Source organism: Bacillus sp. Bwzl_19 (assembly GCF_054900515.1).
In genome coordinates this window covers 653,498-678,855 of record NZ_CM142729.1, presented here as the reverse complement: position 1 = coordinate 678,855, position 25,358 = coordinate 653,498, and the positions used below count along the sequence as shown (strand labels likewise).

Below are 25,358 nucleotides of genomic sequence, written 5' to 3'. Positions count from 1 at the left end.
TTTCCTCTTCAGGTTACTGCTTTTCAATCGGCGCAAAGGCGGCCAGCAGCCGCTTCACGCCGACTGGGCTCGGGAATGCGATATCAAGCTCCGTGCTTTCGCCTTCTCCTTTTACGCTGACAACCGTTCCGGTGCCCCATTTTTTATGGCCCGCTTTATCGCCGACAGCCCAGCTGAGCGAGTCGCCGCCTGTTTTATTCGCGTAGGAAACAGGACGGGATACGGGCCCGCGTTTCGGCTGCATTTTTCTCCCCGGCTGCATGCGCGGGTTTTTCTTCTCATTTAGGTTCTCCAATAAATCGCCAGGTATTTCCCTGATAAAGCGGGATTCCGGATTCATATTGGTGCGTCCGAATAGGGTGCGCATTTTGGCATTCGTTAAATACAGTTCTTCTTCCGCCCTTGTAATGCCTACATATGCGAGTCTGCGCTCTTCTTCCATCTCAGCTTCTTCCATCAGGGAGCGGCTGTGCGGGAACACGCCTTCTTCCATGCCCATTAAGAACACGACAGGAAATTCAAGCCCTTTAGCGGCGTGCAGAGTCATTAACGTGACGGCATCCTTTCCGCCCGATTCCTCTTCCTTCTGGTCGAGCTGGTCAATATCCGCAATCAGCGCCAAGTCGGTCAGAAACGCGACGAGAGACTTGTCTTCGCTTTTTTGTTCGAAGTTTTTCGTCACAGAAAGAAACTCGTCGATATTCTCAAGACGGCTTTGGGCTTCAATTGATTTTTCAGCCTTCAGCATTTCTCTGTATTCCGTTTTATCGAGAATTTCTTCCATGAGTTCCGTAATGGACAGGTAATCCTGCATATTCGTCAGATTTTCAATCATTGCGCCAAAGCCGTCAAGCGCGTTTGCCGCTTTGGCACTGACGCCGATGAAATCAACCTGTTTGATCGCCTGGAACAGTGACATCCCGTTCATCGCCGCGTATGAAGCGATTTTTTCAAGCGAAGTGGCGCCGACACCCCGCTTCGGCACATTGACGATCCTTGTAAAACTGATATCGTCGTCCGGGTTTGACACAAGGCGCAGATACGCGAGAATGTCTTTAATTTCTTTCCTGTCGTAGAACTTTGTTCCGCCGACGATATTGTAGTTCAGTCCGGCTTTTAAAAGGGTTTCCTCAATAACACGGGACTGGGCGTTTGTCCGGTATAAAATCGCGATATCGGAAAGCTTCCGCCGGCCCGAGCTGTTCAGCTCATAAATTTTGCCCGCGACGAATTGGCCTTCGCCGAATTCATTGTCGCCGCTGTAATAAGAAAGCTTGACTCCTTCGTCATTCCCCGTCCACAAGTTTTTCGGCTTGCGGTTTGAGTTGTTTTTAATCACTTCGTTGGCCGCTTGCAGAATCCGCTTTGTGGAGCGGTAGTTTTGTTCGAGCAGAATGACGTTTGCGCTCGGGTAATCTTTTTCAAAAGAAAGGATATTCGCGATATCCGCGCCGCGCCATCTGTAAATGGACTGGTCGGAGTCACCGACGACGCAGATATTTTCAAGACGGGCAGCAAGCTGCTTAACAAGCAGGTATTGCGCTCTGTTCGTATCCTGGTACTCGTCTACGTGAATGTACTGGAATTTGCGCTGGTAAAACTCAAGCACTTCCGGCACACGCTCGAAAAGCTTAATCGTCGTCATGATTAAATCATCAAAATCGAGCGATTGGTTTTTCAGCAGTTTTTTCTGGTAATCGGCATACACGTCACTCGTGACCTGGTCATAGTAGCCGCCGGCCGTTTTTGCGAATTCCTCCGGTTCGATCAGCTCGTTTTTTGCGCTGCTGATGGAGCCTAAAATACTTCTCGGATCAAACTTTTTCGGATCGATATTCCGCTCTTTCAAAATCCCTTTAATAACGGAGAGCTGATCAGCCGTATCAAGAATGGAGAAGTTACGGTTGATGCCGATCCTGTCAATATCCCTGCGCAGTATCCGCACGCACATGCTGTGGAAGGTGGATATCCAGATTTCATCCGCGCCGGGCCCGAGAATGCTCTCGACCCGCTCCTTCATTTCTCTGGCGGCTTTATTTGTAAATGTAATCGCCAGAATATTCCATGGCGCGACGTGTTTTTCCGCCATTAAGTATGCGATTCTGTGCGTCAGCACACGTGTCTTTCCGCTTCCCGCTCCCGCCATCAGAAGCAGCGGACCGTCCGTCGTCTTAACCGCTTCCTGCTGAACGGGATTTAATCCGCTTAATAATTGATTGCTAATATAATTCATATCCGTTCACCGCCTATCAAACATATGTTCTATCATAAATCAAATTCGTCTGCTTGGCTACTTCGTCTTTACAGCCGCCACCGTTTTGAGCGCCTGATCAAAATCTTCATATACGGCATTTCCTACAACAATGACATCGGCATGGCGGCCGAACCGTTCCGCCGTTTCCGCATCTTTAATGCCGCCTCCGTAAAACAGGACGGACTTGTCCAGCACAGCTTTCGTTTTCTCCACCGTTTCTATGTCCGCCAGCATTCCGCTGTATTCCAAATAAAAAATCGGAAGATGAAGCAAATGCTCCGCGACCCGCGCATAAGCGAGAATATCTTCTGTTTCTATATGTGTATCCGCCTCCGTCAAAGCGGCCGCTTTACAATCAGGGTTGACGATGCAATAGCCCTCCGTCACGATTTCCTCCATGGACATCAGCTCGCCGTATTCTTTCATCGCCTGATGGTGCATGCCGACAATCCAGTCCGCATTTTTGCTGTTGAGCACACTCGGAATGAAATAAAGATCAAATCCGGGCACAATGGAATCAATCGTCGATACCTCAAGTACGCACGGCACTAAAAAACGCCGCACCTTTGACATCAGTCTCAGCACATTGTCCTCGGTGATATTGTCGCTTCCTCCGATCACAATGGCGTCAGTCCCTGATTCACAAAGCCGTTCCAGCTGTTCATCCGGTAAATCTTTATTCGGATCGAGTTTAAAAACGTGCTTCCACTCGTTAACATCGTACATGCGTTTTCGTTCCTCCATTCGTTTCTTGCCATTTAAACATTATAACAAATTCATTTGGCCCGGAAAAACGGAAAAAGACGTCATTCATCTGATTCATAAAAAAAGATGGCGCTCCGGCGGACGGGAAACGGCCATGTTTGAAAACAGACAAAATGTGGAATGTCAAAGAGAAAAAAGGCAAGGAGTCTGATTTCAATGGAACAAGCCATTATCGTACTGATATGTATATTGATTTTTATTATTTTAGTTCCCGCCGTATTGCTGCTTTGGATATACATAAGAGACGAAAAACAGGAAGAACATTCAGTGCTGCGCAATTATCCCGTAGCGGGAAAGCTGCGCTATATATTTGAAAAAATCGGACCAGAACTGCGGCAGTATTTATTCAGCAATGATAACGAAGAACAGCCGTTTTCCCGGAGAGAATATGAACAGACGGTCATGTCGGGAAAGTATAAAAGCAGAATGATGGGCTTCGGGTCAGAACGGGATTTCGATCAGCCGGGCTATTATATCCGGAATGCCCTCTTTCCGAAACAAAGGGAGGAGCTGCGCACAGATCAAACGCCGAAGAACGACACGATGGTATACAAGATTGACAAGGACAACCTGCTGAAACGCAGCGAACACCGCGAAAAAACAAAAGCGGATCCTTATTACCTGCATCCGGACGATGTACAAGTGATCGGCCGTGACACATGCAAGAAACCGTTTTATGTGAAAGGATTAATCGGACAATCAGCGATGAGCTACGGCTCACTTGGCGACCGGGCAATTACCGCCCTGTCAAAAGGGCTGCACCAGGCCGGAGGCACGTGGATGAATACAGGCGAAGGCGGCCTGTCTGAGTATCACCTGAAAGGCGGTGCGGATATTATCTGCCAAATCGGCCCCGGACTGTTCGGCGTCCGTACCGAAGAAGGAGAATTTTCGTGGGAAGAATTTAAGAAAAAAAGCCGTCTCGAACAAATTAAAGCCTTTGAATTAAAGCTTGCGCAAGGAGCGAAAGCAAGAGGCGGGCATATTGACGGTTCAAAGGTTACCGAAGAAATTGCCGCCATCAGAAATGTGCAGCCCGGACAATCCATAGACAGCCCAAACAGGTTCAATGAATTCTCAAATGTTCCGGACATGCTTGATTTTATTGAGGAATTAAGGACTGTCGGTGAAAAACCGGTCGGCATCAAAATTGTCCCGGGCAGCCGAAAAGACCTTGAAGATCTTATTTCCCGTATGAGTTCATCAGGCAAGCTTCCCGACTTTATTACCATTGACGGCAGTGAAGGGGGAACGGGTGCTTCCTTTCATGAGCTGGCGGATTCCGTCGGTCTGCCGATTATGACCGGCCTCCCCCTTGTTGACGGCCTTTTGAAAACATACGGTATAAGAGATAAGCTGAAAATTTTCGCATCCGGAAAGCTGCTCACTCCGGATAAAATCGCCGTCGCCCTCGCGTTAGGCGCGGATTTTGTCAATATTGCCCGGGGAATGATGTTTTCAGTCGGCTGTATCCGCGCTCAAGTATGCCACACCAATCATTGTCCTGTCGGAGTGGCAACAACCGATCCGAAGCTTCAGCGCGCGCTCAGTATCGAAGACAAACAGCACCGCGTCTGCAACTACGTGCTCTCCTTGCGTGAAGGACTGTTTCACCTTGCCGCGGCGGCGGGCATCAGCTCGCCGATTCACTTCTCAGCTGAACACATCGTATACCGAGAGGAAGACGGCAGCCTGAGGGAACTTCCCGGCCTTATGAATATGAATCAGCACGCATAAAAAAAACCGCCTGCCGTCATCGGCAGAGCGGTTTTTTACGTTGCTGAGGAGGATTCTCCTTTGTTTACACGGTCAAGCGCCATTTCATAGGCGTCGTTGCCATAATTTAAGCAGCGTTTCACCCGGGAAATCGTCGCTGTTGAAGCACCCGTTTCGCTTTCTATTTTGTGATACGTGTTTCCTTCGCGGAGCATTCTTGCCACTTCCAAACGCTGCGCCAGCGATTGGATTTCATTAATCGTACAAAGATCATCAAAGAAACGATAGCATTCCTCCAGATCTTTCAGCGATAAAATAGATAAGAATAACTGGTCCAGTTCTTTTCCGCGTAATTTATCGATTTGCATCGTCAAACACCTTCTCCTTTACTAATGGAAGCTGCATCGAGATCAGGCACGATATTAATCCATGTCTTTCCTGGCACAAACGGAAGAATCTCACCGCCTTTTACGGGCAGAATACGTCCGTCTTTATATTCCCAGTCTGACTCAATAACATCGCCGTGCTGAAGCAGGAGGCCCTTTCCCCCTGATTGAATATCGATGGCCCGCCTTCCATCTTTGTCTGTAATGCGATGGCCGGCTTCAACAATAAAAATGTTGTGCATGGCTAAAGGCTTTCCGGTCTCCCGGTCTGTCGCTTTCACACCATCAGAGCTTCTTGTATAAGCATCAGCTTTTTTATCATAATCGTATTCGACAAGATTTGTAACGTTTTGTGTTCCATAATCTATCCGAATATTGTAGGTTTCGTTTCCGGGTTTTGCGTCTGATGTCTGAAATGGAAGCGGTTTTGTTTTTTCGTTCAGCTTGTATCCCTTTTGTTCCGCCGCCTTTCTGATATTGTCATAAGACGTGTAGGAATTGTGGGGAGGCTTGCTGAAATCGGCTCTCCAAAACAGGCTTCCGTCAAAATCCAAACCGTTTATATAATCGTAAGCTCCGGACTCCAGCTGCTTTTTAGCGCCGGGACTCCAGCCATGATGGACAAATATGCTGTTAAATCCGCTGCTGAGGGTGACAAAATATTCCCTCGCGCTCCGCACAGGTCCGACCGTTTCCGGCATCTCACTCTGAAAAATCGCGAGAAACCGCGTAATCCGGCCCTCTGCCAGCGCTTCGATGACAACATCCGCCTTTGACAGCCCGGATTGGGGCCTCGCCTTCGGATGATTGTTCACTGCGACTGCAATCGGACGGCGTTCTGCAAGCTTCCGCTCAGTTTTCAACCCTGTTAAAGGGGCTTCCGCCTCTTTCGGCTGCACCTGATCGGCATCATTCTGCCGGCAGGCGGCAAGCAGCAAAAACGCAAAACAAAGCATACAAACGGTTTTCCATCTTTTCATATGTCGGCTCCCTGCTTTTATATTTTAACGCATTATCGATGGAAAGAGTACAGTTTTTTTCATCACGTCGAATATTCCTCTCGGCGTAATGCGAATATAAGGCAGGTGTGTGCTCTGCAAAAAGAGCAGCGTATAGATCGGATCGCAGAATCGGTAGCCCCGCTCCTCCAGCAGAATCCTCAGTTTTTGTTCTTTCTCAAGCACCTCTTCATAATTCTCCGCAGATGCGGAACCATTTAAGGCGAGGGGAATTTCATGAAGAATTTTCCCGTTTTCGGCAAGCACGATTCCCCCGCCGATTTCTTTCATCCGTGAGAAGGCGAGCAGGATATCTTCCTTATTTTTTCCGACAGCGATAATATCTCCGGTTGTCGTGTAGGAACTGACAAAGCCCTGCACCCGCTCGGCAAAACCTTTCAGCATTGTATTGACCCGCCATTTTCCATGCTTATCGAGAAGCGTGAGATAGCTTTCATCATGATCAAAAGAAAGCTGGTCAACAGAATTATCAATCGCAATCATATACGGCTCCATAATGACCGCGTTGCGCATTTTCACACCCATCGGCATTGAAAACTGTAAATCATCCATCTTCATATCATATGAAAGCTCAAGAGGGACAAGACCGCCCTTTTTCCAATCCGTTTCTGTAAACGCCTTCATATTTCGGCCGTCTTCTCTCAGCAGGATGCCTTTGGATATCACCGTAACCGGGTCCGGATTCATAGGGTCATCAAGAATGTTCAATGAGGCAAGCCGTCCCGGGCCGACTACACCGAGAAAGTCGTCCATCTGATAATACTTCGCGATATTAAAGGACGCCATATTGTAAGCGTCAATCGCCGGAACTCCTTCCTCCAGAGCGATTTTGATTAATTCATTCGTCATGCCGCCTTTATAAAAAAGCGGCGACGCCCCATCCGTCGTGTAAAAGAAATGATCATAATGCCGGAAGCCTTTTTGATGGAGGTCCTGCAGAATCGTCCTCAAATCAGGGCGGATGGATGAATGCCTGAGCGACACATAGTAGCCCAATTCAAGCCGTCTCATCACCTCATCGCCATTCATCGCCTCATGATCGGAATCAGCGCCGAACAGTTTCATCTTCGTAAGTGTTTTCTCAGAAGCGCCGGGGAAATGCCCTTCGATCCGCTTGCGCAGTTTCTTTGTCGCCTGCATGCAATGAAGCATCAAGTCATCCCCGTCCATGAGCCGCGGCCAGCCGGTCAATTCTCCGCCTTGAATGACATCCGGGTGCTCAATCCATTGCTTGCGGACATCAAAAGAAAGAAGCTGGTCCTCATTCAGCACTTCAGTCTGCAGATCATATCTGGACCACCAGAAATATTGCACCGGCTGTTTTTTCAGTTCTTCTAATATGGTAAGCGCTTTCTTTTTTCCGCTGTGCAAAAGGAAAAACAAGTTATCATTAACAAACGTCGTTGTTCCGAATTGAGACACATATTCGGCGAGCGTTTGGGGATTATATATTTGAAAAGGATGTGTATGCGGTTCAATGTAACCTGGCACAATGTATTTTCCTTCACAATTTATGGTATGAATGTGCTCTGCTGCATCAGGAAGCTCATCACCGACATATACAATTCGGTCTCCGTAAATCCAGATATTCTTTTTCAGCCATTGTTTTAAAAAAGGATTTAAAACGAGAGCGTTCCGTAAAAGTAGCGTTGGAAGCAGCTTTGAGTCTACAACATCCGCCTGTGATCTGATGTCTTTATTTTTCCAGTTAAAGGTACGTTCGGACATTCACATACTCTCCTTCGCTTATATTAGACTCATCGTATCACATCCGCACAATTATCGCACGGTTAAAACGTTACAAATTATTGAAGATGAACGAAAAGTAAAGGAGCTGAAATAATGAAACCGAATATCAGTTTATTAAACGCCGTTATGCGAATCACTTGCGGCCTTACCATTTTGTCTGCTGCGTCAGCAAAATACACGAGAAAACCGTGGTGCAAAATGCATCTTTTCTGTATGATGATGGGCGCAATGAAAGCGGCGTCCGGCATCCTCCGCTTCTGTCCGGTAACATATATGTTCCAGGCTGGAATGAATCAGGATGACAGCCGCCAGTAAGAAAAATAACAAGCCGTTTCGGCTTGTTATTTATTTTCTCCTGTTATAAAAGAGTCCGGCGAGTCCGAGAAGGATCGGATAACAGAAAGCCCAGCCGCTGAAGCTGTATATGCCGATACAAAGTCCGAGTGACGCCAGCGCGGACCACCAGCCGATACCGAAGCGGCGCAGCAGCTTGAGCCCGGCCGCCATCGTAATGACGTATGAAGCGATAAATGCGGCACTCGGGCCCTTCAGCAGCACTTCAGGATTGAGCTGAAACACCCATTGAATCAAAAGCACCGTAAAAAATATGGCGCCGAGCGTCGTCAGCACACGCACAGGGGTGCGGTTTTTTTGATGCAGCCGGTCAAAGTATTTCGGAATATGCCCTTCCCGCGACATCGCATACACCATTCTTGAAAAGCCCGCAATATTGGCATGAACGGTGCTGAATGTAATAAACAGCGCCAGACATGCGGTTATGTATACTCCCGTCCGCCCCGTTCCGTTTGCCATCAGCAAATTGAGAGACGCGATGCCTTTTTCGTCTCCGTAAGCATGGGTTCCGACCGTAACATAAGCAGTCAGCGTATATAACAGTCCCACACACGCGGCAGCCGCAAACAGGCTGATCGGAATATCCCTTTTCGGATGTTTAAACTCTTCGGCAAGCGGCGTAATCATTTCCCAGCCGACAAAGGAGAAAAAGATCATAACTGCGGCCGAGCCTGCGGCATGCCATCCGTGCGGGAGAAACGGATGAAAAGAGCCGGACGTGACATGCGGCAGTGAAACGGCAACAGCCGCGGCTAACAACAATATAATCAAACAAATGATCAGCGTGCCGATCCCTGCGGATAGCTGAAGCCCTCTTAAATGAAGAAACAGAGATAAAGCAAGCATCGCTGCCGCAATCAATGTAACGGCACCCGCACCCGCTCCGGTGACGCTTGTGATGTACTGAGCACCGGTCAGCGCGATAATCGGGACGCCGATCGGAACTGATCCAAGCATGATCCAGCCTGAAACCGCTCCGGCCTTTTTCTGAAAAGCAAGTTCCGCATATGCTGTAATCCCTCCTGCACTCGGCACTTTCTGCACCAAGGCGGAGAGTGTCCCCACAATCGGAAAAGCCGCCAATGACATTAAAAGCCAAGCAGCGAGCGAAGCAGGCCCCGCTGTATTTGCCGCAACAGAAGGCAGAATTAAAATCCCGCACCCCAAAACAGCCCCTATCGTCAATGCGGTTCCCTGCACCCATGTGAGAGAGCGGCGCAGCGTATTCATGGTGATTCCCCCTTTTTGAAAAGCTGGCTTTATTATAAAGAAAGAAAACGGTCTTCCATATGCTACAATTAAGCAAAAACGGTTTCTTTCATTTAAAAATAAAGGAATTACAGGAAGATCACTTAAAATGAAAAGGGGCAGCCTTATGGACCAAACAGACTTACATATTTTATCGCATTTGCAGAAAAACGCCCGGCTGACAATGGTGGAGCTCGGCAAGCTTGTCGGGCTCAGCTCTCCAAGCGCCGCTGAACGGGTCAAAAAACTTGAAGAAAAAGGCGTGATCACGGGCTACGGCGCCAATATCAATTTTGAGAAACTGAATAAGCACGTTACGGCTTTTATCCTGATGGAACCGAGAAACTGCAAGCATTATGCCGCATTTGCCGGCAAGCATCCGGATGTTATAGAGAACCACAGAATCACCGGCATGTACAGCTACATCACAAAAGTCGTGACAGAATCCGTCCATACGCTGGAAGACTTTATCGATGAATGCATGTCACACGGCAAGCCGACAACCTTGGTCGTCCTGTCTTCCTCAGCCTTTGAAGGCGCCCTTACGTAAAAAGAAACCCCCCGCATCTTCATGACGCGGGGGTTTTCCTCATTATCGCAGCGATGCTTTCAGCGCACGGACGCCGATATCGCTTCTGTAAAACAGTCCGGGTTTTGTCAGACCGGAAACGGCGCTGTACACTTTATCTCTCGCCTCTTCAAATGTCTCAGCAAATGCCGTGACATTGGCGACCCGGCCGCCGTTTGTGACAAATTGATCGCCGTCTTTTTTCGTTCCGGCATGAAAAACGGCGATCCCGTCTTCAGCGGATGTCAAACTGCCGATCGGTGTCCCTTTCGCATAGCCTTCAGGATAGCCCTCAGAAGCCAGCACAACGCTGACAGCGGCCGTATCCTTCCACCTTAGGTCAACATCCTTCTCATGAAGCAGATCCAAAAGCACCTGAATGAGGTCTGATTCCATTCTCGGCACCACAACCTGTGTTTCCGGATCACCGAAGCGCGCGTTGAATTCAATGACTTTTGATCCGTTTTCCGTCAGAATCAGCCCCGCGTACAGCACGCCTGTGAAGGAGCGTCCCTCTTTCACCATAGCTTTTGCCGCCGGCTTCACAATCGTTTCGACAGCGCTTTTGACGATGTCATCGGAAATGTGCGGCACCGGTGAGTAGGCGCCCATTCCGCCCGTATTCGGCCCTTTGTCTCCGTCGAAGGCGCGTTTATGGTCTTGGGCGATCACCATCGGATAGACGGTCTCCCCTTTTACAAACGCCATTAAGGAAAATTCTTCACCGGCGAGAAATTCTTCAATGACCACGGATGCGCTCGCCTCGCCGAATTTCTCATCCTCGAGAAAATCATGAAGGCATTCAATCGCTTCCTCTTCCGTCATCGCGACCGTCACACCTTTTCCGGCGGCAAGCCCGTCCGCTTTAATGACAATCGGCGCGCCTTTCTGCTGCACATATGCTTTCGCCTCTTCAAATGAAGTAAACGTCTCATACTCCGCCGTCGGTATACCGTATTTTTTCATTAAATCTTTCGCAAACTGTTTGCTTCCTTCAATGATTGCCGCTTGTTCGGACGGTCCGAAAACAAGGAGTCCGGCTTTTTCAAAATCGTCCGCTATCCCTTCAATGAGAGGAACCTCGGGGCCGATAATCGTCAGGCCGACATGATGTTCTTTCGCAAAGGCAATGAGTCCGGCATGATCGCTTTCTTCGATGCTGACCAGCGTCGCGCAGTCTGCCATACCGTCATTTCCGGGCGCGGCGTACACCGTGTCAGTAAGCGGGCTTTGCGCCGCTTTCCAAGCCAATGTATGCTCTCTGCCGCCTTTACCGATAATCAATACATTCACGCTTCGTACCTCCCTTAATGTTTGAAATGTCTGATGCCTGTGAAGACCATGGCGATGCCGTATTCATCCGCTTTTTTAATTGAATCTTCGTCGCGGACCGATCCGCCGGGCTGGATGATCGCCGTGACGCCCGCTTTTGCGGCTTCTTCGACCGTATCCGGCATCGGGAAAAACGCGTCTGATCCGAGCGCGCTGCCTTTTGCTTTTTCTCCGGCCTGCTCGATGGCGATTTTGGCTGAACCGACACGATTCATCTGTCCTGCACCCACACCGACCGTCATATGGTCTTTTGCAAGAACGATTGCGTTCGATTTCACGTGTTTGACGACTTTCCAAGCCAGCTTCAGATCTTCCCACTCCTGCTCGCTCGGCTCTCTTTTTGTCGGAATGCTGATTTTTGCGTCATCAAATCCGTGCACGTCTAAATCTTGAATCAAAAGGCCGCCCTGTACGGAAGTCAGCTGTTTTTCTTTCTTCCCTGCTGCATTCACGTCAAGCGTGAGCAGACGAAGATTTTTCTTCGACGTCAGCACGTTCAGCGCTTCTTCACTGAAAGAAGGGGCGATTATGATTTCTAAAAAGATGCCGTGAAGGGCTTCGGCCGTTGCCTGATCAACTTCACGGTTCAGCGCGATGATGCCGCCGAAAATGGACGTTTTGTCTGCTTCATATGCTTTATTGAACGCTTCCTCAATTGAAGCTCCCGTACCGACTCCGCATGGGTTCATATGTTTAACGGCAACAGCAGCGGGTTCTGTAAATTCCCGGACGATTTGAACGGTCGCATCCGCGTCTTTAATGTTGTTGTAAGAAAGCTCTTTGCCGTGAAGCTGTTTTGCCGCCGCAATGGAACCGGAGACAGGCAGTGCGCTTTGATAGAAAACAGCCTCTTGGTGAGGGTTTTCGCCGTAGCGGAGCGATTGTTTTTTCTCAAATGTAACGGTGAATTGCTCAGGGTCTTTCTCACCGGCCTCGTGTGTTAAGTAATCGGCGATTAATGCGTCGTATGCCGCGGTGTGGCGGAATACTTTGGCCGCAAGCTCGCGTTTTCTTTTAAGCGAAACGCCGCCGTGTTCTTTGATCTCATTGAGCACGGAGCTGTAATCGGCCGGGTCCGTGATGACCGTCACATCCTGATGGTTTTTCGATGCGGCGCGCAGCATGCCGGGACCGCCGATATCAATGTTTTCTATCGCTTCATCGTATGTCACGTCTTCTTTTGAAATCGTTTCTTTAAACGGGTAAAGGTTGACGACCACAAGATCAATGGGTGCAATGCCGTGTTCATTGATCTGCGCCATATGCTCTTCATTGTCTCTTACGGCAAGCAGGCCGCCGTGAATATTAGGATGGAGCGTTTTTAACCGTCCGTCCATAATTTCAGGAAATCCGGTCACTTCCGAAATGCCGATGACATCCACACCGTTTTCCTGGAGAAGTTTTTTTGTTCCTCCGGTCGAAATGACTTCGACGCCGAGCTCTGTCAGTTCCTTTACGAAAGGTACAAGATTTGTTTTATCAGAAACACTGATTAGTGCGCGTTTGATTGTCATGCCTTTTCACCTCTGTTATTTAGTCCCAGCAGCTGTTTCACAACGCTCGGATACCATTTGTGCTCAAGCTCGTGTATTGTATGTTCCATGTCTTCAAGCGTATCGTTTTCCTGTATCTCGAATGCTTTTTGCGCGATAATCGGTCCGGTGTCCATGCCTTCGTCGACGTAATGAACGGTAATGCCCGCCACTTTCACACCGGCACGATGCGCCTGTCCGACAGCATCAATGCCCGGAAATGCCGGGAGAAGCGACGGATGTATATTGATAATCCTGCCTCCGTATGCTTCAAGCAGCGTATCTCCGATCAGTCTCATATAGCCGGCGAGAACGATTAATTCAACCCCGTGCAGACGAAGCTGTTCAATAATGGCCCGTTCAAAGGCGGCCTTGTTTTCAAAAGCTGACGGTTCAAAGGCGAATGACGGGATATGTAAAGCCTCCGCCCTTTCCACCGCCTTTGCCTGAGGCTTGTCCGTCACGAGAAGCGATAGCTCCGCGTCCCACTTCTCTTCTCTCATGCGTTTGGCAATGGCCTCGAAGTTCGATCCGTTTCCTGAAGCAAATACCGCAAATTTTTTCATGAAAGAGCCGCACCGCCGAAAGAAATGCCTTCGCCGTGCTTGACCCGCCCGATCAAATAAGCCTTCTCGCCCTGTGCTTCAAGAGTGTCGATGACGTCTGTCAGGTTTTCTTCTTTAACGGCAAGGACAAAACCGATGCCCATGTTAAAGACGTTAAACATTTCTTCTTCTTTCAGCTTGCCGTGCTCCTGCAAAAACGGAAAAATCGGCGGGATCGGCCATGACCCGTGATCAATTTCCGCGCTCAATCCGTCCGGCAGCATCCGCGGAATGTTCTCGATGAATCCTCCGCCTGTCACATGCGCCATGCCGTCCACCTTACCGCTTTTTACCGCTTCAAGCACCGGCTTCACATATATTCTCGTCGGTTCCAGCAATTCTTCTCCGAGCGGCCGCGCAAAGGGTTCATAGACAGTATCCAAATCAAGTCCGCCGTCATCAAGAAGCACCTTTCTCACAAGGGAAAATCCGTTGCTGTGAAGGCCGCTTGAAGTAAGTCCGATTAAGAGATGCCCTTCCTCGATATGTTCACCGGTGACGATTTCGTCTTTTTCCGCGACACCGACTGAAAAGCCGGCAATATCGTATTCATCAGCCGTATAGAGCCCCGGCATTTCCGCCGTCTCACCGCCGATAAGCGCTGATCCTGACTGCTCGCAGCCATCTGCCACGCCCTGAACGATCTGCTCGATTTTTACCGGATCGGCCTTGCCGACTGCTAAATAATCAAGGAAAAACAGCGGCTCCGCTCCTTGGGCGAGCACATCATTTACACACATGGCCACCGCATCGACGCCGATCGTGTCATGCTTATCCATTGAAAAAGCGAGTTTCAGCTTGGTGCCGACACCGTCTGTTCCGGAAATTAAAACAGGCTTTTGATACGGGAGCTCTGACAGATCAAACATTCCGCCAAAACCGCCCAAGCTTCCCATAACTCCGAGCCTTTTCGTGCGCTCCACGTGTTTTTTCATTCGTTTGACGGCTTCATATCCGGCTTCGATGTCAACTCCGGCATTTTTATAAGCATCAGACATCCCTATCACTCCTTGTCAATTCGTTTCTCCTCAAAAGGCAGAAAGAGAAAGGCAGCCTGAAATCGCGCTGCCTTTATATCATTTTCAGACTTTATTTTGTCAGCACTGCTTCTTTTACGTGAGGAAGCACTGTATCCTGATAAATTTCCGTCGGATATTTGCCCGTAAAACAAGCGAGGCATTGTCCGCAATTGGTGTCTTCAAATTTCCGGCCGACTCCTTTTAACAATCCGTCTACACTTAAGAAAGAAAGCGTGTCGGCGCCGATAATCTGGCGGATTTCTTCGACTGAATGTGAGGAAGCAATCAGCTCCTCATGGGTCGATGTGTCGATGCCGTAGAAGCAAGGATGGGCGATCGGAGGCGAACTGATCTTTACATGCACCTCTGTCGCTCCCGCTTCTCGGAGCATTGTGACAATACGGCGGCTTGTCGTCCCGCGCACGATGGAATCATCAACCATGACGACCCGTTTTCCTTCAACAACACCGCGGACGGCTGACAGCTTCATTCTTACTCCTTGCTCACGAAGAGCTTGAGACGGCTGGATAAACGTTCTGCCGACGTAACGGTTTTTAATAAGACCGAGTTCGTACGGAATGCCCGTTGCCTCGGCATAGCCGATAGCTGCGGAAATACTAGAATCAGGCACGCCTGTGACGACATCCGCTTCAATCGCGGACTCTTGAGCAAGCATTTTCCCGAGGCTTTTCCGGGCGCTGTGCACGTTAATACCGTCGATATTGCTGTCCGGACGAGAAAAATAGATATACTCCATGCTGCAGATAGAACGGTTGATATTCATGGAGAAACGCTCTGATTTCAAGCCTTCATCGTTTATGATAAGCATTTCGCCCGGTTCTACGTCGCGAAGGTACGTCGCGCCGACCACATCAAATGCGCATGTTTCTGATGCGACGACGTAAGCGTCACCGAGCATGCCGAGTGAAAGCGGTCTGAGTCCGTTCGGGTCAAGCGCTACAATCATTTCTGTTTCTGTCATGATTAAAAAGGCGTAAGCGCCTTTCAGCATGGATAGCGAATTTTTGATCTGATCCTTCAGTGAAAAGTGGCCGCTGCGTTTAATCAGGTGAGCCAGCACTTCCGTATCGGAGGAAGTCTGAAAGATGCTCCCTTGGTTTTCCAGCTGCTGCTTCAATTGTGTGGCATTGACCAGGTTGCCGTTATGGGCGAGCGCGAGACTGCCGTTGTTTTGCGAACGGAACAGGAGCGGCTGGACATTTTCATATCCGCCGCCGCCGGCCGTCGCATAGCGGACGTGACCGATCGCGCCTTTGCCTTTCACTTTGCTCAGTTCGCCGTTTTGAAAAACTTCGGTAATAAGCCCCTGCCCTTTATGAGCCGTCAGTTTTTGGCCGTCGGTCGCCACGATGCCGGCGCCCTCCTGCCCTCTGTGCTGCAGGCTGTGCAGGCCGTAATACGTAATCTGCGGAGCCTCTTCATGCCCCCAGATGCCAAACACACCGCATTCTTCATTCAGGCCTTTGATTTCAGCAAGCATGGAATAGCTCCTTTCCACGCGCGCTCAAGTTCTTTCGTTTGCGCGTGAACCAATTGTTGTCCTTCTTGGCTTCGGATCGTCAACTGTCCGTCCCCTGTCACTTCACCGATATGAATGGCATCTGCCGCAGCCGCTTCAAACGCCGCCTTGTTTTCTTCCTTTACGGAAACGACGAAGCGGGATTGAGACTCACTGAACAAAAGAGCTGCTTCATTAAATGCCGTGATGTTTGCGCCGAGTCCGTCTGTCGTCATGACGCTTTCTGCAATCGCCACAGCCAAGCCGCCTTCTGACACGTCATGCGCAGATTGGACCAGACCTTGTTTAATGGCGTCCAGAAGCGATGTTTGGCGGGCTTTTTCAACGTCAAGATCAATTTCGGGCGCTTTGCCATAGATTTTCCCTTCAGTCATTTTCTGAAGTTCACTTCCTGCATACTCAGGCTTCGTTTCACCGATGACGTAAATCAAGTCCCCCGCCGCTTTGACATGCTGTGTCGTAATATGAGCCGTATCTTCGATTAACCCGACCATACCGATGACCGGCGTCGGATAGATGGCCGTGCCGTTCGATTCATTATAAAGTGATACGTTTCCGCCGATGACAGGTGTGCTGAGAACATTGCACGCCTCGCTGATGCCGTCGGCCGCTTTTTCGATCTGCCAGAAAATTTCAGGTTTTTCCGGGTTTCCGAAATTCAGATTATCCGTGACCGCAAGCGGCTCGGCACCGGAGCAAACGATGTTGCGCGCCGCTTCGGCAACGGCGATTTTTCCGCCTTCTTCAGGATCGAGATACAAATAGCGGGCGTTGCAATCCGTCGTCATTGCCAGCGCTTTTTTCGTACCGCGGATTCTGAGCACTCCCGCGTCAGAGCCCGGAGCCACCACCGTGTTCGTGCGCACCATGTAATCATATTGATCGTACACCCACTCTTTGCTCGCAATTGTCGGCTGCTGCAGCAGGGCAAAAAGCGTCTCTGTCGCGTCTTTTACTTCAGGCGCGGGAACTTCAGTTTCCTGAAACTCGCGGTAGTACGCGGGTTCTGCTGACGGCTTATGATATACAGGGGCTTCTTCCGCCAGCGCGTCGGCCGGAAGCTCGCAAACAACCTCTCCGTTATGGCGGAGGCGGAGCATTTTATCATCCGTGACATGACCCACGGAAACCGCTTCAAGATCATATTTATTAAAAATATCGACAATTTCCTGTTCACGTCCGCGTTCAATGACGAGAAGCATGCGTTCCTGAGACTCGGAAAGCATCATTTCGTAAGCGGTCATACCCGTTTCCCGCTGCGGAATGAGATCAAGGTTCATTTCAATGCCGGAACCGGCTTTGCTTGCCATTTCAGCGCTTGAACTTGTCAGACCGGCCGCTCCCATATCCTGAATGCCGACTAACGCGTCACACTGGATGACTTCCAGGCAGGCTTCAAGAAGAAGCTTTTCCATGAAAGGATCGCCGACCTGCACTGCTGAGCGTTTTTCTTCAGATGAATCTGACATTTCTTCAGATGCGAAAGTAGCGCCGTGAATGCCGTCGCGTCCCGTCTTAGCGCCGACGTACATAACCGTGTTGCCGACGCCTTTCGCCTGGCCTTTTTTAATATCCTTATGATCAATTAGGCCGACGCACATGGCATTGACAAGCGGATTGCCCTCATAGCTTGCGTCAAACTGAACTTCCCCGCCGACCGTCGGAATGCCGATACAGTTTCCGTATCCCGCGATTCCCGCCACTACTTCTTCAAACAAGTACTTCACACGCGGTGAAGTGAGTTCACCAAATCGAAGAGAGTTTAATACAGCTATCGGACGGGCGCCCATTGAGAAAACGTCACGGATGATGCCGCCCACTCCCGTCGCAGCACCCTGGTACGGCTCAAGCGCTGACGGGTGGTTATGCGATTCAATTTTGAACACAACCGCCTGATTGTCACCGATGTCAACGATCCCCGCGCCTTCTCCGGGACCTTGCAGCACGCGTTCGCCGGTTGTCGGGAATTTGCGTAAAATCGGCTTAGAATTTTTATAGCTGCAGTGCTCTGACCACATCACGGAAAAAATCCCGATTTCCGTGTAGTTTGGCAATCTTCCGATAATAGATTCAATGAGTGCGAACTCGTCATCACTGACACCCATTTGCTGATAGAGTTTCTCTTCTTTTATTTGTTCTTTACTTGGTTCAAGCAGTAGCGACATGAGTTTCCCTCCAATTTTTCACGATAGACTGGAACAATGTAAGACCGTCTGCGCTGCCGAGCAGGTCATCGACCGCGCGCTCCGGGTGAGGCATCATGCCTAATACGTTGCCTTTCTCATTCACGACGCCGGCAATGCCGCTGACGCTTCCGTTAATATCGCCGCCGTATGTGAAAGCGATTTGATTGTTTTCTTTTAATCTTTCAAGCGTTTCGTCATCACAGTAGAAATTGCCTTCGCCGTGGGCAACGGGAATCGTAATCGATTGTCCCTCTTTGTAGGAAGAAGTGAACATTGTTTCGCCGTTCTGCACGATTAATTCAACCGGGCGGCAAATGAATTTTAAATCTTTATTGCGTCTCATGGCGCCGGGCAGCAGTCCGAGCTCCTGCAGAATCTGGAATCCGTTGCAGACGCCGAGAACCGGTTTTCCTTCAGCAGCCGCTCTTTTCACGGCCGGCATGATGTTGGCGAATCTGGCGATGGCGCCGCATCTCAGGTAGTCGCCGTAAGAAAAGCCGCCGGGGATGAGCACGCCGTCAAACCCGTCAAGGCTTGTTTCCTCGTGCCAGACATACTCGACTTCTTCGCCAAGTTCGTCCTTTACGGCGTGATACATATCAATATCGCAGTTAGAGCCGGGTAACACAATCACCGCAAATTTCACTGTGCGACAACCTCCTCAACTTCATATCGGTAGTCTTCAATGACTGTATTGGCAAGGAGCTTCTCACACATTTCTTTAACGAGTTCATCAAGATCGCGGTCTGATTTTTCCAGCGTCAGCTCCATGTATTTTCCGATGCGCACATCCTGCACTTCATTGTAGGTCATACTGTGCAATGCATGCTGCACCGCGTTTCCTTGAGGATCAAGCACACTTTCTTTTAAGCTGACATAAACTTTCACTTTATACATTATGAATTGCCTCCCAGTCTTTTGAAAATCTCTTCATATGCGTCGGTTAAGCTTCCCAGGTTCCGTCTGAACAAATCTTTATCGAGCTTTTCGTTCGTGTCTTTGTCCCACAGCCGGCACGTGTCAGGAGAAATCTCATCCGCTAAAAGCACCCGTCCCTCTGCGTCTAAGCCGAATTCCAGCTTGAAATCTATTAATCTGACACCGCAGTCTTCAAAAATATGCTGCAGCTCTTTATTCACCTGTCTTGTAATTGATTTGATCGTTTCCACCTGTTCGGATGAAGCCGCTTTTAACAGCCAGATATGATCTTCGGTTATGAGCGGATCACCGAGTGCGTCATCTTTATAGTAAAATTCGATAATCGGCTGCGGAAGCTCTGTTCCTTCCGGGATACCGAGGCGTTTCGACATGCCCCCGGCGGCAATGTTTCTGACCACGACTTCAAGCGGTATGATGCTTACTTTTTTGATAAGCTGCTCTGATTCTGAAACACGCTCCACAAAATGGTTGTCAATTCCTTTGGCGTGCAGATGTTTGAAGATCAGGCTTGAAATTTCATTGTTCAGACGTCCCTTTCCAGTGATCTCCGCTTTTTTCTCGCCGTTAAAGGCTGTTGCGGAATCCTTGTAGACCACACGGAGAATCTGTTCGTCTTCAGTTTGATAAATTCGTTTCGCTTTTCCTTCATAAAGAAGATTATTTTTCGCAATATTCACGGAAGTCCTCCTAACCCGAATGTTGGGAATATTCAATCTATGGGGGGGGGGGCTGAAGAAGCCGCCTCCGGCTGGCTTCTTCTATAAACCTAAACGATCAAAGATCAAGTCGACGTTCTTCAAATGATAATTGTAGTCAAAGCAATCGGCAATCTGTTCCGGTGTAAGACGGGACGTGATTTTTTCCTCCGCTTCGACAAGCTGACGGAACGGCACTTGTTTTTCCCACGCTTCCATCGCTTTCGGCTGAACCGTGTCATATGCTTCTTCACGTGGCAGACCCGTGTCAATTAAAGCGAGCAGCACGCGCTGAGAATAGATTAAACCCAGTGTGCGGTCCATGTTGCGTTTCATATTTTCCGGGAATACCGTTAAGTTTTTGACGATATTGCTGAAACGGTTCAGCATGTAATTCAGCGCGGTTGTCGCGTCAGGAAGAATGATGCGCTCAGCTGATGAGTGAGAAATATCACGCTCATGCCATAACGGAACATTTTCGTACGCCGTCAGCATATAGCCGCGGATCACGCGCGCCATGCCCGTCATATTTTCAGACCCGATCGGATTCCGTTTATGAGGCATAGCCGATGAGCCTTTTTGTCCTTTTGCAAAAAATTCTTCCACTTCCCGTGTTTCACTCTTTTGCAGACCGCGGATTTCCACTGCGAATTTTTCAATGCTCGTCGCGATCAGGGCAAGTGCAGCCATGTAATCCGCATGACGGTCGCGCTGTAATGTCTGAGTGGAGATCGGCGCCGCTTTCAGGCCAAGTTTTTCACAGACATACTGCTCTACGAACGGATCAATATTTGCATATGTGCCGACCGCGCCGGAAAGCTTCCCGACTTCGATTCCTTCTTTTGCCTGCTTGAAACGTTCAAGGTTGCGTTTCATTTCTTCGTGCCAAAGCGCGAGCTTCAGGCCAAATGTCGTCGGTTCTGCGTGTACGCCGTGCGTGCGGCCCATCATGACCGTGTATTTATGTTCTTTCGCTTTTTCTTTTATAATGTCAACAAATCTCTCAATGTCCTTGAGTAAAATCTCATTCGCCTGTTTTAATAGATAGGAAAGAGCGGTATCCACGACATCTGTTGACGTCAGGCCGTAGTGAACCCATTTTCTTTCTTCGCCTAACGATTCTGAAACCGCGCGTGTGAATGCCACGACGTCATGGCGCGTATCCTGCTCGATTTCCAAAATGCGGTTAATGTCGAAAGACGCGTTTTCGCGCATGACTTTGACGTCTTCTTTCGGAATGACGCCAAGTTCAGCCCAGGCTTCACAGGCTAAAATCTCAACTTCCAGCCATGCCTGGTATCTGTTTTCGTCCGTCCAGATCGCGGACATTTCAGGTCTTGAATAACGTTCGATCATTATGCTCGTCCTCCGTCTCTTTTCATCCATATGTTCGTGATGTCCTGAATCCATTTTTCATCAGGCTCCCGCAAAAATGTCATATGCCCCATTTTGCGGCCTTTTTTAATCTCATGTTTTCCGTACAGGTACAGTTTGGCTTCCTTCAAAAGCTCCGGATGCTCCTCCGCCAGCTTCACTTCATCACCGAGAAGATTCACCATCATCCCCGGTTTGAGCAGATCGGTTCTGCCGAGAGGAAGTCCGCAGACCGCTCTGATGTGCTGTTCGAACTGGCTCGTTTCACAAAGATCGAGCGTATAATGCCCTGAATTGTGAGGACGGGGCGCCAATTCATTAATCAAAAGGTCTCCGTCTTCCGTGACGAACATTTCCACCGCAAGCGGTCCGACGAGCTCCAGTTTCTCCGCGAGCTGAACGGCAAGCGCCTCTGCCCGCTTTTGAACCGTTTCCTCCGCTCTCGCGGGCACGATGCTTTGGAACAGGATATTATGGTGGTGGATATTTTCAGCAGCTGGAAAGGTTGAAATCTCTCCGTGCACCGATCTCGTCACGATAACGGAAAGCTCCATTCGGAATGACACCCAGCTTTCAAGTATGCACGCGCCGTTTTCTAACAGTGCGGCCGCTTCATCTGTCTGTCCTTTTTCCTTAATGACAAATTGGCCTTTGCCGTCATATCCGCCCCGGCATGTTTTCAGCACCGCCGGAAGTCCCAATGACTGAACGGCTTCCTCAAGCTCCCGTCTGCTGTTTACGATCCGATAAGGAGCGACCTGACATCCAGCTGACTGGATCGCCTTTTTTTCCGTTTCCCTGTTTTGGGTGATGAGCAGCAGCTCGCTTCCCTGGGGAAGATATGCATGTTCTTTGAGCCAGTTGAGCGCCTCGTAATCAATATTTTCAAATTCGTAGGTAATGATGTCACTGACACCGGCCAATTTTTGAATCGCTTCACGGTCATTGTACTGGGCGGTAATCTCAATATCGGCGATCTGTCCGCATGGCGAGTCTTTTACGGGATCGACGACTGCGACTTTATACCCCATCTGTTTTGCGGCGACAGCCATCATTTTTCCGAGCTGTCCGCCTCCGATAATGCCGATGACGGCGCCGGGAAAAATCGTTTTTTTATCAGACAAGCTGATCACTGCTTTCCAGCACCGTTTGTTTTGTCGCATTTCTTCTCGCCTCTAGTTTATCCGCAATGTCATCGTCAAATGCCGACAAAATTTGCGCAGCTAACAGACCCGCGTTCACTGCGCCCGCTTTTCCGATCGCTGTCGTCGCGACCGGCACGCCGCCGGGCATCTGTACGATAGACAGAAGAGAATCAAGCCCGTTAAGCGATTTTGTCTGAACCGGAACACCGATCACCGGCAGTGTCGTTTTGGCCGCCGTCATTCCCGGCAGATGCGCCGCTCCTCCGGCTCCGGCAATAATGACTTTTAAGCCCCTGCTTCTGGCGCTTTCTGCATATTCAAACATCAAATCAGGCGTCCGATGCGCGGATACCACCTGTTTTTCATAAGGAATGTGAAGTTCGTCAAGTATGTCGCATGCATGTTTCATTGTCTCCCAATCGGAGGTGCTTCCCATGATGATTCCTGCTAGCGGCTGCATTCTGTTCCCACCTTCTCATGCTTTGTTTTTCAGAAAAAAAAGCCCGGCTCGTATTGCACTATGAGGAAGCAATACAAACCGGGCATGGCGCGTATCGGCAGTCGTTCGCTTCTGCGATATCCATGTCAGCTGTTTATCACTTTCCTGCATAGTCCGGCCGTTTACGGCAGCCGGGTAGAAACTTATGGGCCATATTCCCAAGATTATATGAGGTCGTGTTTTGATTTCATGTTTATCTTAACAACGGACTTGGATAATGTCAACGACATTATCGAACGATATAAAAATTCTTTCTTTTAATGTTCGTGTTTAGATCAATTTCCCTTCAAATACGATTTTTCTCCCGCAAGGAACGACTTGAATTGACCCATTTTCTTTCTTTTCTGTAAAGATCGGCTCTTCCATCCGCCGGACGGGCATATAGCCCTCTTCCTTCATTAAAGTGAGAATGGTGTCGATCGTTTCATGTTCCGTTACTTCAAACCGTTTCTTTTTTGGCTTTGTCATTCCTTAATTCTCCTCTTCTTCACTGCTTTCACCCAGAATCCGCCGTGGATCGTTTTGGGCTCAAAGGCGATGATAAACGCTTTTTCATCAAGCGTTTTAATCGTATCATAAAGCTGAAGCTCATATTTGCGCGGCGTCAGAATCTGCATGGCGGTCCGGTCTCCTTCAAGTCCGCCCGCCACCCAGCTTGTGACCCCGTATCCTTTTTCCCGAAGCTGTTTCGGCAGGTCCAGATCAAGCTCTTTCGTAATGACGTTGACTGTAATATAGCCGAGCGCCAGTTTTTCTTCAATTTTCATACCCACTATGACGCCGAGGCCGTAGCCGAGCGCATAGGCAATGACATTTTGAATTTGATTCAGATTGCCGAGCACGAGACTCAAGCCGGTCACATACACAAGGATTTCAATTGTACTGATGCCTGCGGCGAAATAGCGCTGCCCTTTTAAGGTAAGGATCATCCTGATCGTAAAAAAAGAGACATATATAATGTTAATGATGAGAATAATGAGAACCATACCTATACCGTTGGATAAAATCGTCTGCATCATTGATTCCCCCTCCTCTGATCTTTGAAAAAACTGACCGGGACGGCCGCGTCAATCTTTCAAGTTAAGGATAGTTTACCCTCTTTTGATCATTTTCAAAAGAAAAAAAAGCCCGCCCCGGAAGGCAGACTTTCAAACTCTTATCAGTGAAGCTCAGCTTTTTTCAATCGTTTGACGGCTTCATATTCCTTTTCTAGTTCACTCAGCGTATATCCGGACAGTTCCTGAACATGGTTTTGATAAAACCCTGAACGGATAAGCTTTGTCCTCAGATGCTGTTTTTTCCGATTAATGGCTTCTCGCAACAACGGGGCCATCCTCATCATCCTTTCCGAATCATAAAGATTAATGCCGTTTTCAACTTGCTGTTGTTCCCATCATATATCGGACGGCTGCTCAAAACAACACGCTTTATTAGAAATATTTGTAAACATTGTGAAAGACAAATTTCGACTTATAAAGGAATCAGCGAGGCGGTAAAGTACTCTGAAATAAGCGGCCATGTCACAGCCGTAAAGACGAGCATGATGATGACTGCCGCAGTAATACAGTACATCACGTCAGCCGCAGGCTTTTCAGCCGATTTGTACAGGATCTGCACAAACTGCACCATTGCCGAGACGGCCAGAAACAAGGTCAGCGCCGTAAACACCACGGTGATGACCGGCAGATTCAATATCGCGAAAATCATCCATACTATAGAGCAGGCGACAGCCGGAACCAAAAGCGAACCGACTCCAGCCGCCGCATCCCGCATCGTAATTTTCTGTTTCATCATATAGCGTGATACAAGCCAGACCGCGCCGGCCGCAGCTGCAAAAAAGACGAGCGAATACACGAGAACGACGGTAAAGCCGTCAAAAAACGTATGATGCCGTTCCCCGTAACCGAGCGGTCTCTGCTGGCTTGCCCTCAGCTGAAACCAATTTCCGATTGAGAAAAAGATACTGAATACAAGCATTGAAATAAGAGCATATTTAAAGCGGTAAAAGCCGTCTTCCCCAACGACCTTTACCGGTGATGTCAAAATGCGCAGCGCGAAACGGCAATAACGTTTGACCGCAGCCCAAGCAGAAGCGAGTTTTTCCGTAAAAGCCGGAGCCGGGCGCCGTTCCTTTTCTTTTTTCTTTTGTTTTTGATAACGTCCCGCATTTCTGGACATTCTCGACAGCGGTTCTTCATCAGTTCCCTGATGCTGTTTTTCTTCTTCCAACGTTTCTTTTCTTTCTTCCGTCATGTCAGCAACTCCTATCAAAAAAATACGGCGGAATTTGTTAAACAAGAAAATAAAACACTTATATAAGGTACCGAAGCGTCCTTAAACAGTCAAGCGGTTTCTTCACCCGGACACCCATATGACGTTTTATCTTATGTATTGGTTTTACGGAATAGGACAAAAACAAAAAACCGGCTGTCT

At 49.0% G+C, this 25,358-nt stretch carries 25 protein-coding genes and 1 riboswitch; of the genes, 3 read left to right on the top strand and 22 right to left on the bottom strand.

What is annotated here, in order from left to right:
- Positions 1–13 precede the first annotated feature (13 nt).
- Both pcrA and pcrB read right to left on the bottom strand, forming a co-directional pair.
- A complete protein-coding gene (gene pcrA / locus ACW5MY_RS03635) occupies positions 14–2,233 on the bottom strand; it encodes a DNA helicase PcrA (protein WP_013351293.1) in 2,220 nt (739 codons plus the stop codon).
- Positions 2,234–2,290: 57 nt separating this feature from the next.
- On the bottom strand, positions 2,291–2,980 hold the full coding sequence (pcrB, locus tag ACW5MY_RS03630; protein ID WP_013351292.1) for a heptaprenylglyceryl phosphate synthase: 690 nt from the start codon (positions 2,978–2,980) through the stop codon (positions 2,291–2,293).
- Between the two features lie 195 nt (positions 2,981–3,175).
- Between pcrB and ACW5MY_RS03625 the strand changes: the two genes are divergently transcribed.
- Entirely contained in the window at positions 3,176–4,756 is a 1,581-nt protein-coding gene (locus tag ACW5MY_RS03625) for an FMN-binding glutamate synthase family protein (protein ID WP_462061666.1), read from the top strand.
- Positions 4,757–4,791: 35 nt separating this feature from the next.
- Here the strand turns inward: ACW5MY_RS03625 and ACW5MY_RS03620 are convergent, their stop codons facing one another.
- Genes ACW5MY_RS03620 through ACW5MY_RS03610 form a run of 3 tightly spaced genes read right to left on the bottom strand, consistent with a single transcriptional unit; the run spans position 4,792 to position 7,868 of the window.
- Positions 4,792–5,103, bottom strand: a complete 312-nt coding sequence (locus ACW5MY_RS03620) for a YerC/YecD family TrpR-related protein (protein WP_003155745.1) — start codon at positions 5,101–5,103, stop codon at positions 4,792–4,794.
- A 2-nt stretch (positions 5,104–5,105) separates the two neighbouring features.
- Positions 5,106–6,101 carry a DUF3048 domain-containing protein gene (locus ACW5MY_RS03615; RefSeq protein WP_013351290.1) on the bottom strand — a complete coding sequence of 332 codons (996 nt, stop codon included), beginning with the start codon at positions 6,099–6,101 and terminating at the stop codon, positions 5,106–5,108.
- A 24-nt stretch (positions 6,102–6,125) separates the two neighbouring features.
- Complete coding sequence (locus ACW5MY_RS03610; RefSeq protein ID WP_013351289.1) at positions 6,126–7,868, bottom strand: adenine deaminase; 1,743 nt, start codon at positions 7,866–7,868, stop codon at positions 6,126–6,128.
- A gap of 114 nt (positions 7,869–7,982) precedes the next feature.
- Between ACW5MY_RS03610 and ACW5MY_RS03605 the strand changes: the two genes are divergently transcribed.
- Positions 7,983–8,204 (top strand): YgaP family membrane protein, encoded by a 222-nt coding sequence (locus ACW5MY_RS03605; RefSeq protein WP_013351288.1) that lies wholly within the window; start codon positions 7,983–7,985, stop codon positions 8,202–8,204.
- Between the two features lie 30 nt (positions 8,205–8,234).
- On the opposite strand, the gene ACW5MY_RS03600 is transcribed toward ACW5MY_RS03605, so the two are convergent.
- Positions 8,235–9,473: an APC family permease gene (locus ACW5MY_RS03600; RefSeq protein WP_013351287.1), complete on the bottom strand. Its 1,239-nt coding sequence runs from the start codon at positions 9,471–9,473 to the stop codon at positions 8,235–8,237.
- A 145-nt stretch (positions 9,474–9,618) separates the two neighbouring features.
- On the opposite strand from ACW5MY_RS03600, the gene ACW5MY_RS03595 reads away from it, so the two are divergent.
- On the top strand, positions 9,619–10,041 hold the full coding sequence (locus ACW5MY_RS03595) for an Lrp/AsnC family transcriptional regulator (protein ID WP_014471543.1): 423 nt from the start codon (positions 9,619–9,621) through the stop codon (positions 10,039–10,041).
- Positions 10,042–10,083: 42 nt separating this feature from the next.
- On the opposite strand, the gene purD is transcribed toward ACW5MY_RS03595, so the two are convergent.
- The 16 genes from purD to ACW5MY_RS03515 form a co-directional block, all read right to left on the bottom strand.
- Positions 10,084–11,352, bottom strand: coding sequence for a phosphoribosylamine--glycine ligase (gene purD, locus ACW5MY_RS03590; protein ID WP_013351285.1), 1,269 nt, complete (start codon positions 11,350–11,352; stop codon positions 10,084–10,086).
- A gap of 14 nt (positions 11,353–11,366) precedes the next feature.
- Positions 11,367–12,905, bottom strand: a complete 1,539-nt coding sequence (gene purH / locus ACW5MY_RS03585; RefSeq protein ID WP_013351284.1) for a bifunctional phosphoribosylaminoimidazolecarboxamide formyltransferase/IMP cyclohydrolase — start codon at positions 12,903–12,905, stop codon at positions 11,367–11,369.
- Positions 12,902–13,489 carry a phosphoribosylglycinamide formyltransferase gene (purN, locus tag ACW5MY_RS03580; RefSeq protein ID WP_013351283.1) on the bottom strand — a complete coding sequence of 196 codons (588 nt, stop codon included), beginning with the start codon at positions 13,487–13,489 and terminating at the stop codon, positions 12,902–12,904. Before purN ends, purH begins: the two co-directional genes overlap by 4 nt.
- Positions 13,486–14,526, bottom strand: coding sequence for a phosphoribosylformylglycinamidine cyclo-ligase (gene purM, locus ACW5MY_RS03575; protein ID WP_013351282.1), 1,041 nt, complete (start codon positions 14,524–14,526; stop codon positions 13,486–13,488). The genes purN and purM overlap by 4 nt, the downstream gene beginning before the upstream one ends.
- Positions 14,527–14,617: 91 nt before the next feature.
- The gene (purF, locus tag ACW5MY_RS03570; RefSeq protein WP_013351281.1) at positions 14,618–16,048 is read right to left on the bottom strand and encodes an amidophosphoribosyltransferase; all 1,431 of its coding nucleotides are present in this window, start codon (positions 16,046–16,048) and stop codon (positions 14,618–14,620) included.
- Positions 16,024–18,252: a phosphoribosylformylglycinamidine synthase subunit PurL gene (gene purL / locus ACW5MY_RS03565; protein WP_013351280.1), complete on the bottom strand. Its 2,229-nt coding sequence runs from the start codon at positions 18,250–18,252 to the stop codon at positions 16,024–16,026. The genes purF and purL overlap by 25 nt, the downstream gene beginning before the upstream one ends.
- Positions 18,236–18,919, bottom strand: a complete 684-nt coding sequence (gene purQ, locus ACW5MY_RS03560; RefSeq protein WP_013351279.1) for a phosphoribosylformylglycinamidine synthase subunit PurQ — start codon at positions 18,917–18,919, stop codon at positions 18,236–18,238. The genes purL and purQ overlap by 17 nt, the downstream gene beginning before the upstream one ends.
- Positions 18,916–19,170, bottom strand: coding sequence for a phosphoribosylformylglycinamidine synthase subunit PurS (gene purS, locus ACW5MY_RS03555; protein ID WP_013351278.1), 255 nt, complete (start codon positions 19,168–19,170; stop codon positions 18,916–18,918). The genes purQ and purS overlap by 4 nt, the downstream gene beginning before the upstream one ends.
- On the bottom strand, positions 19,170–19,889 hold the full coding sequence (purC, locus tag ACW5MY_RS03550; RefSeq protein ID WP_013351277.1) for a phosphoribosylaminoimidazolesuccinocarboxamide synthase: 720 nt from the start codon (positions 19,887–19,889) through the stop codon (positions 19,170–19,172). The genes purS and purC overlap by 1 nt, the downstream gene beginning before the upstream one ends.
- An 81-nt stretch (positions 19,890–19,970) precedes the next feature.
- Positions 19,971–21,263, bottom strand: a complete 1,293-nt coding sequence (gene purB, locus ACW5MY_RS03545; protein WP_014469853.1) for an adenylosuccinate lyase — start codon at positions 21,261–21,263, stop codon at positions 19,971–19,973.
- Positions 21,263–22,444: a 5-(carboxyamino)imidazole ribonucleotide synthase gene (gene purK / locus ACW5MY_RS03540; RefSeq protein ID WP_013351275.1), complete on the bottom strand. Its 1,182-nt coding sequence runs from the start codon at positions 22,442–22,444 to the stop codon at positions 21,263–21,265. Before purK ends, purB begins: the two co-directional genes overlap by 1 nt.
- Complete coding sequence (purE, locus tag ACW5MY_RS03535; protein ID WP_013351274.1) at positions 22,398–22,886, bottom strand: 5-(carboxyamino)imidazole ribonucleotide mutase; 489 nt, start codon at positions 22,884–22,886, stop codon at positions 22,398–22,400. The genes purK and purE overlap by 47 nt, the downstream gene beginning before the upstream one ends.
- Before the next feature lie 129 nt (positions 22,887–23,015).
- Positions 23,016–23,117: riboswitch (purine riboswitch) on the bottom strand.
- Between the two features lie 78 nt (positions 23,118–23,195).
- The gene (locus ACW5MY_RS03530) at positions 23,196–23,393 is read right to left on the bottom strand and encodes an NETI motif-containing protein (RefSeq protein WP_013351273.1); all 198 of its coding nucleotides are present in this window, start codon (positions 23,391–23,393) and stop codon (positions 23,196–23,198) included.
- The gene (locus tag ACW5MY_RS03525) at positions 23,390–23,944 is read right to left on the bottom strand and encodes a DUF2179 domain-containing protein (RefSeq protein WP_013351272.1); all 555 of its coding nucleotides are present in this window, start codon (positions 23,942–23,944) and stop codon (positions 23,390–23,392) included. The genes ACW5MY_RS03530 and ACW5MY_RS03525 overlap by 4 nt, the downstream gene beginning before the upstream one ends.
- Positions 23,945–24,084: 140 nt before the next feature.
- Entirely contained in the window at positions 24,085–24,258 is a 174-nt protein-coding gene (locus ACW5MY_RS03520; RefSeq protein WP_012116994.1) for a Fur-regulated basic protein FbpA, read from the bottom strand.
- A gap of 137 nt (positions 24,259–24,395) precedes the next feature.
- Positions 24,396–25,178, bottom strand: a complete 783-nt coding sequence (locus tag ACW5MY_RS03515) for a hypothetical protein (RefSeq protein ID WP_061573925.1) — start codon at positions 25,176–25,178, stop codon at positions 24,396–24,398.
- Positions 25,179–25,358: the final 180 nt, after the last annotated feature.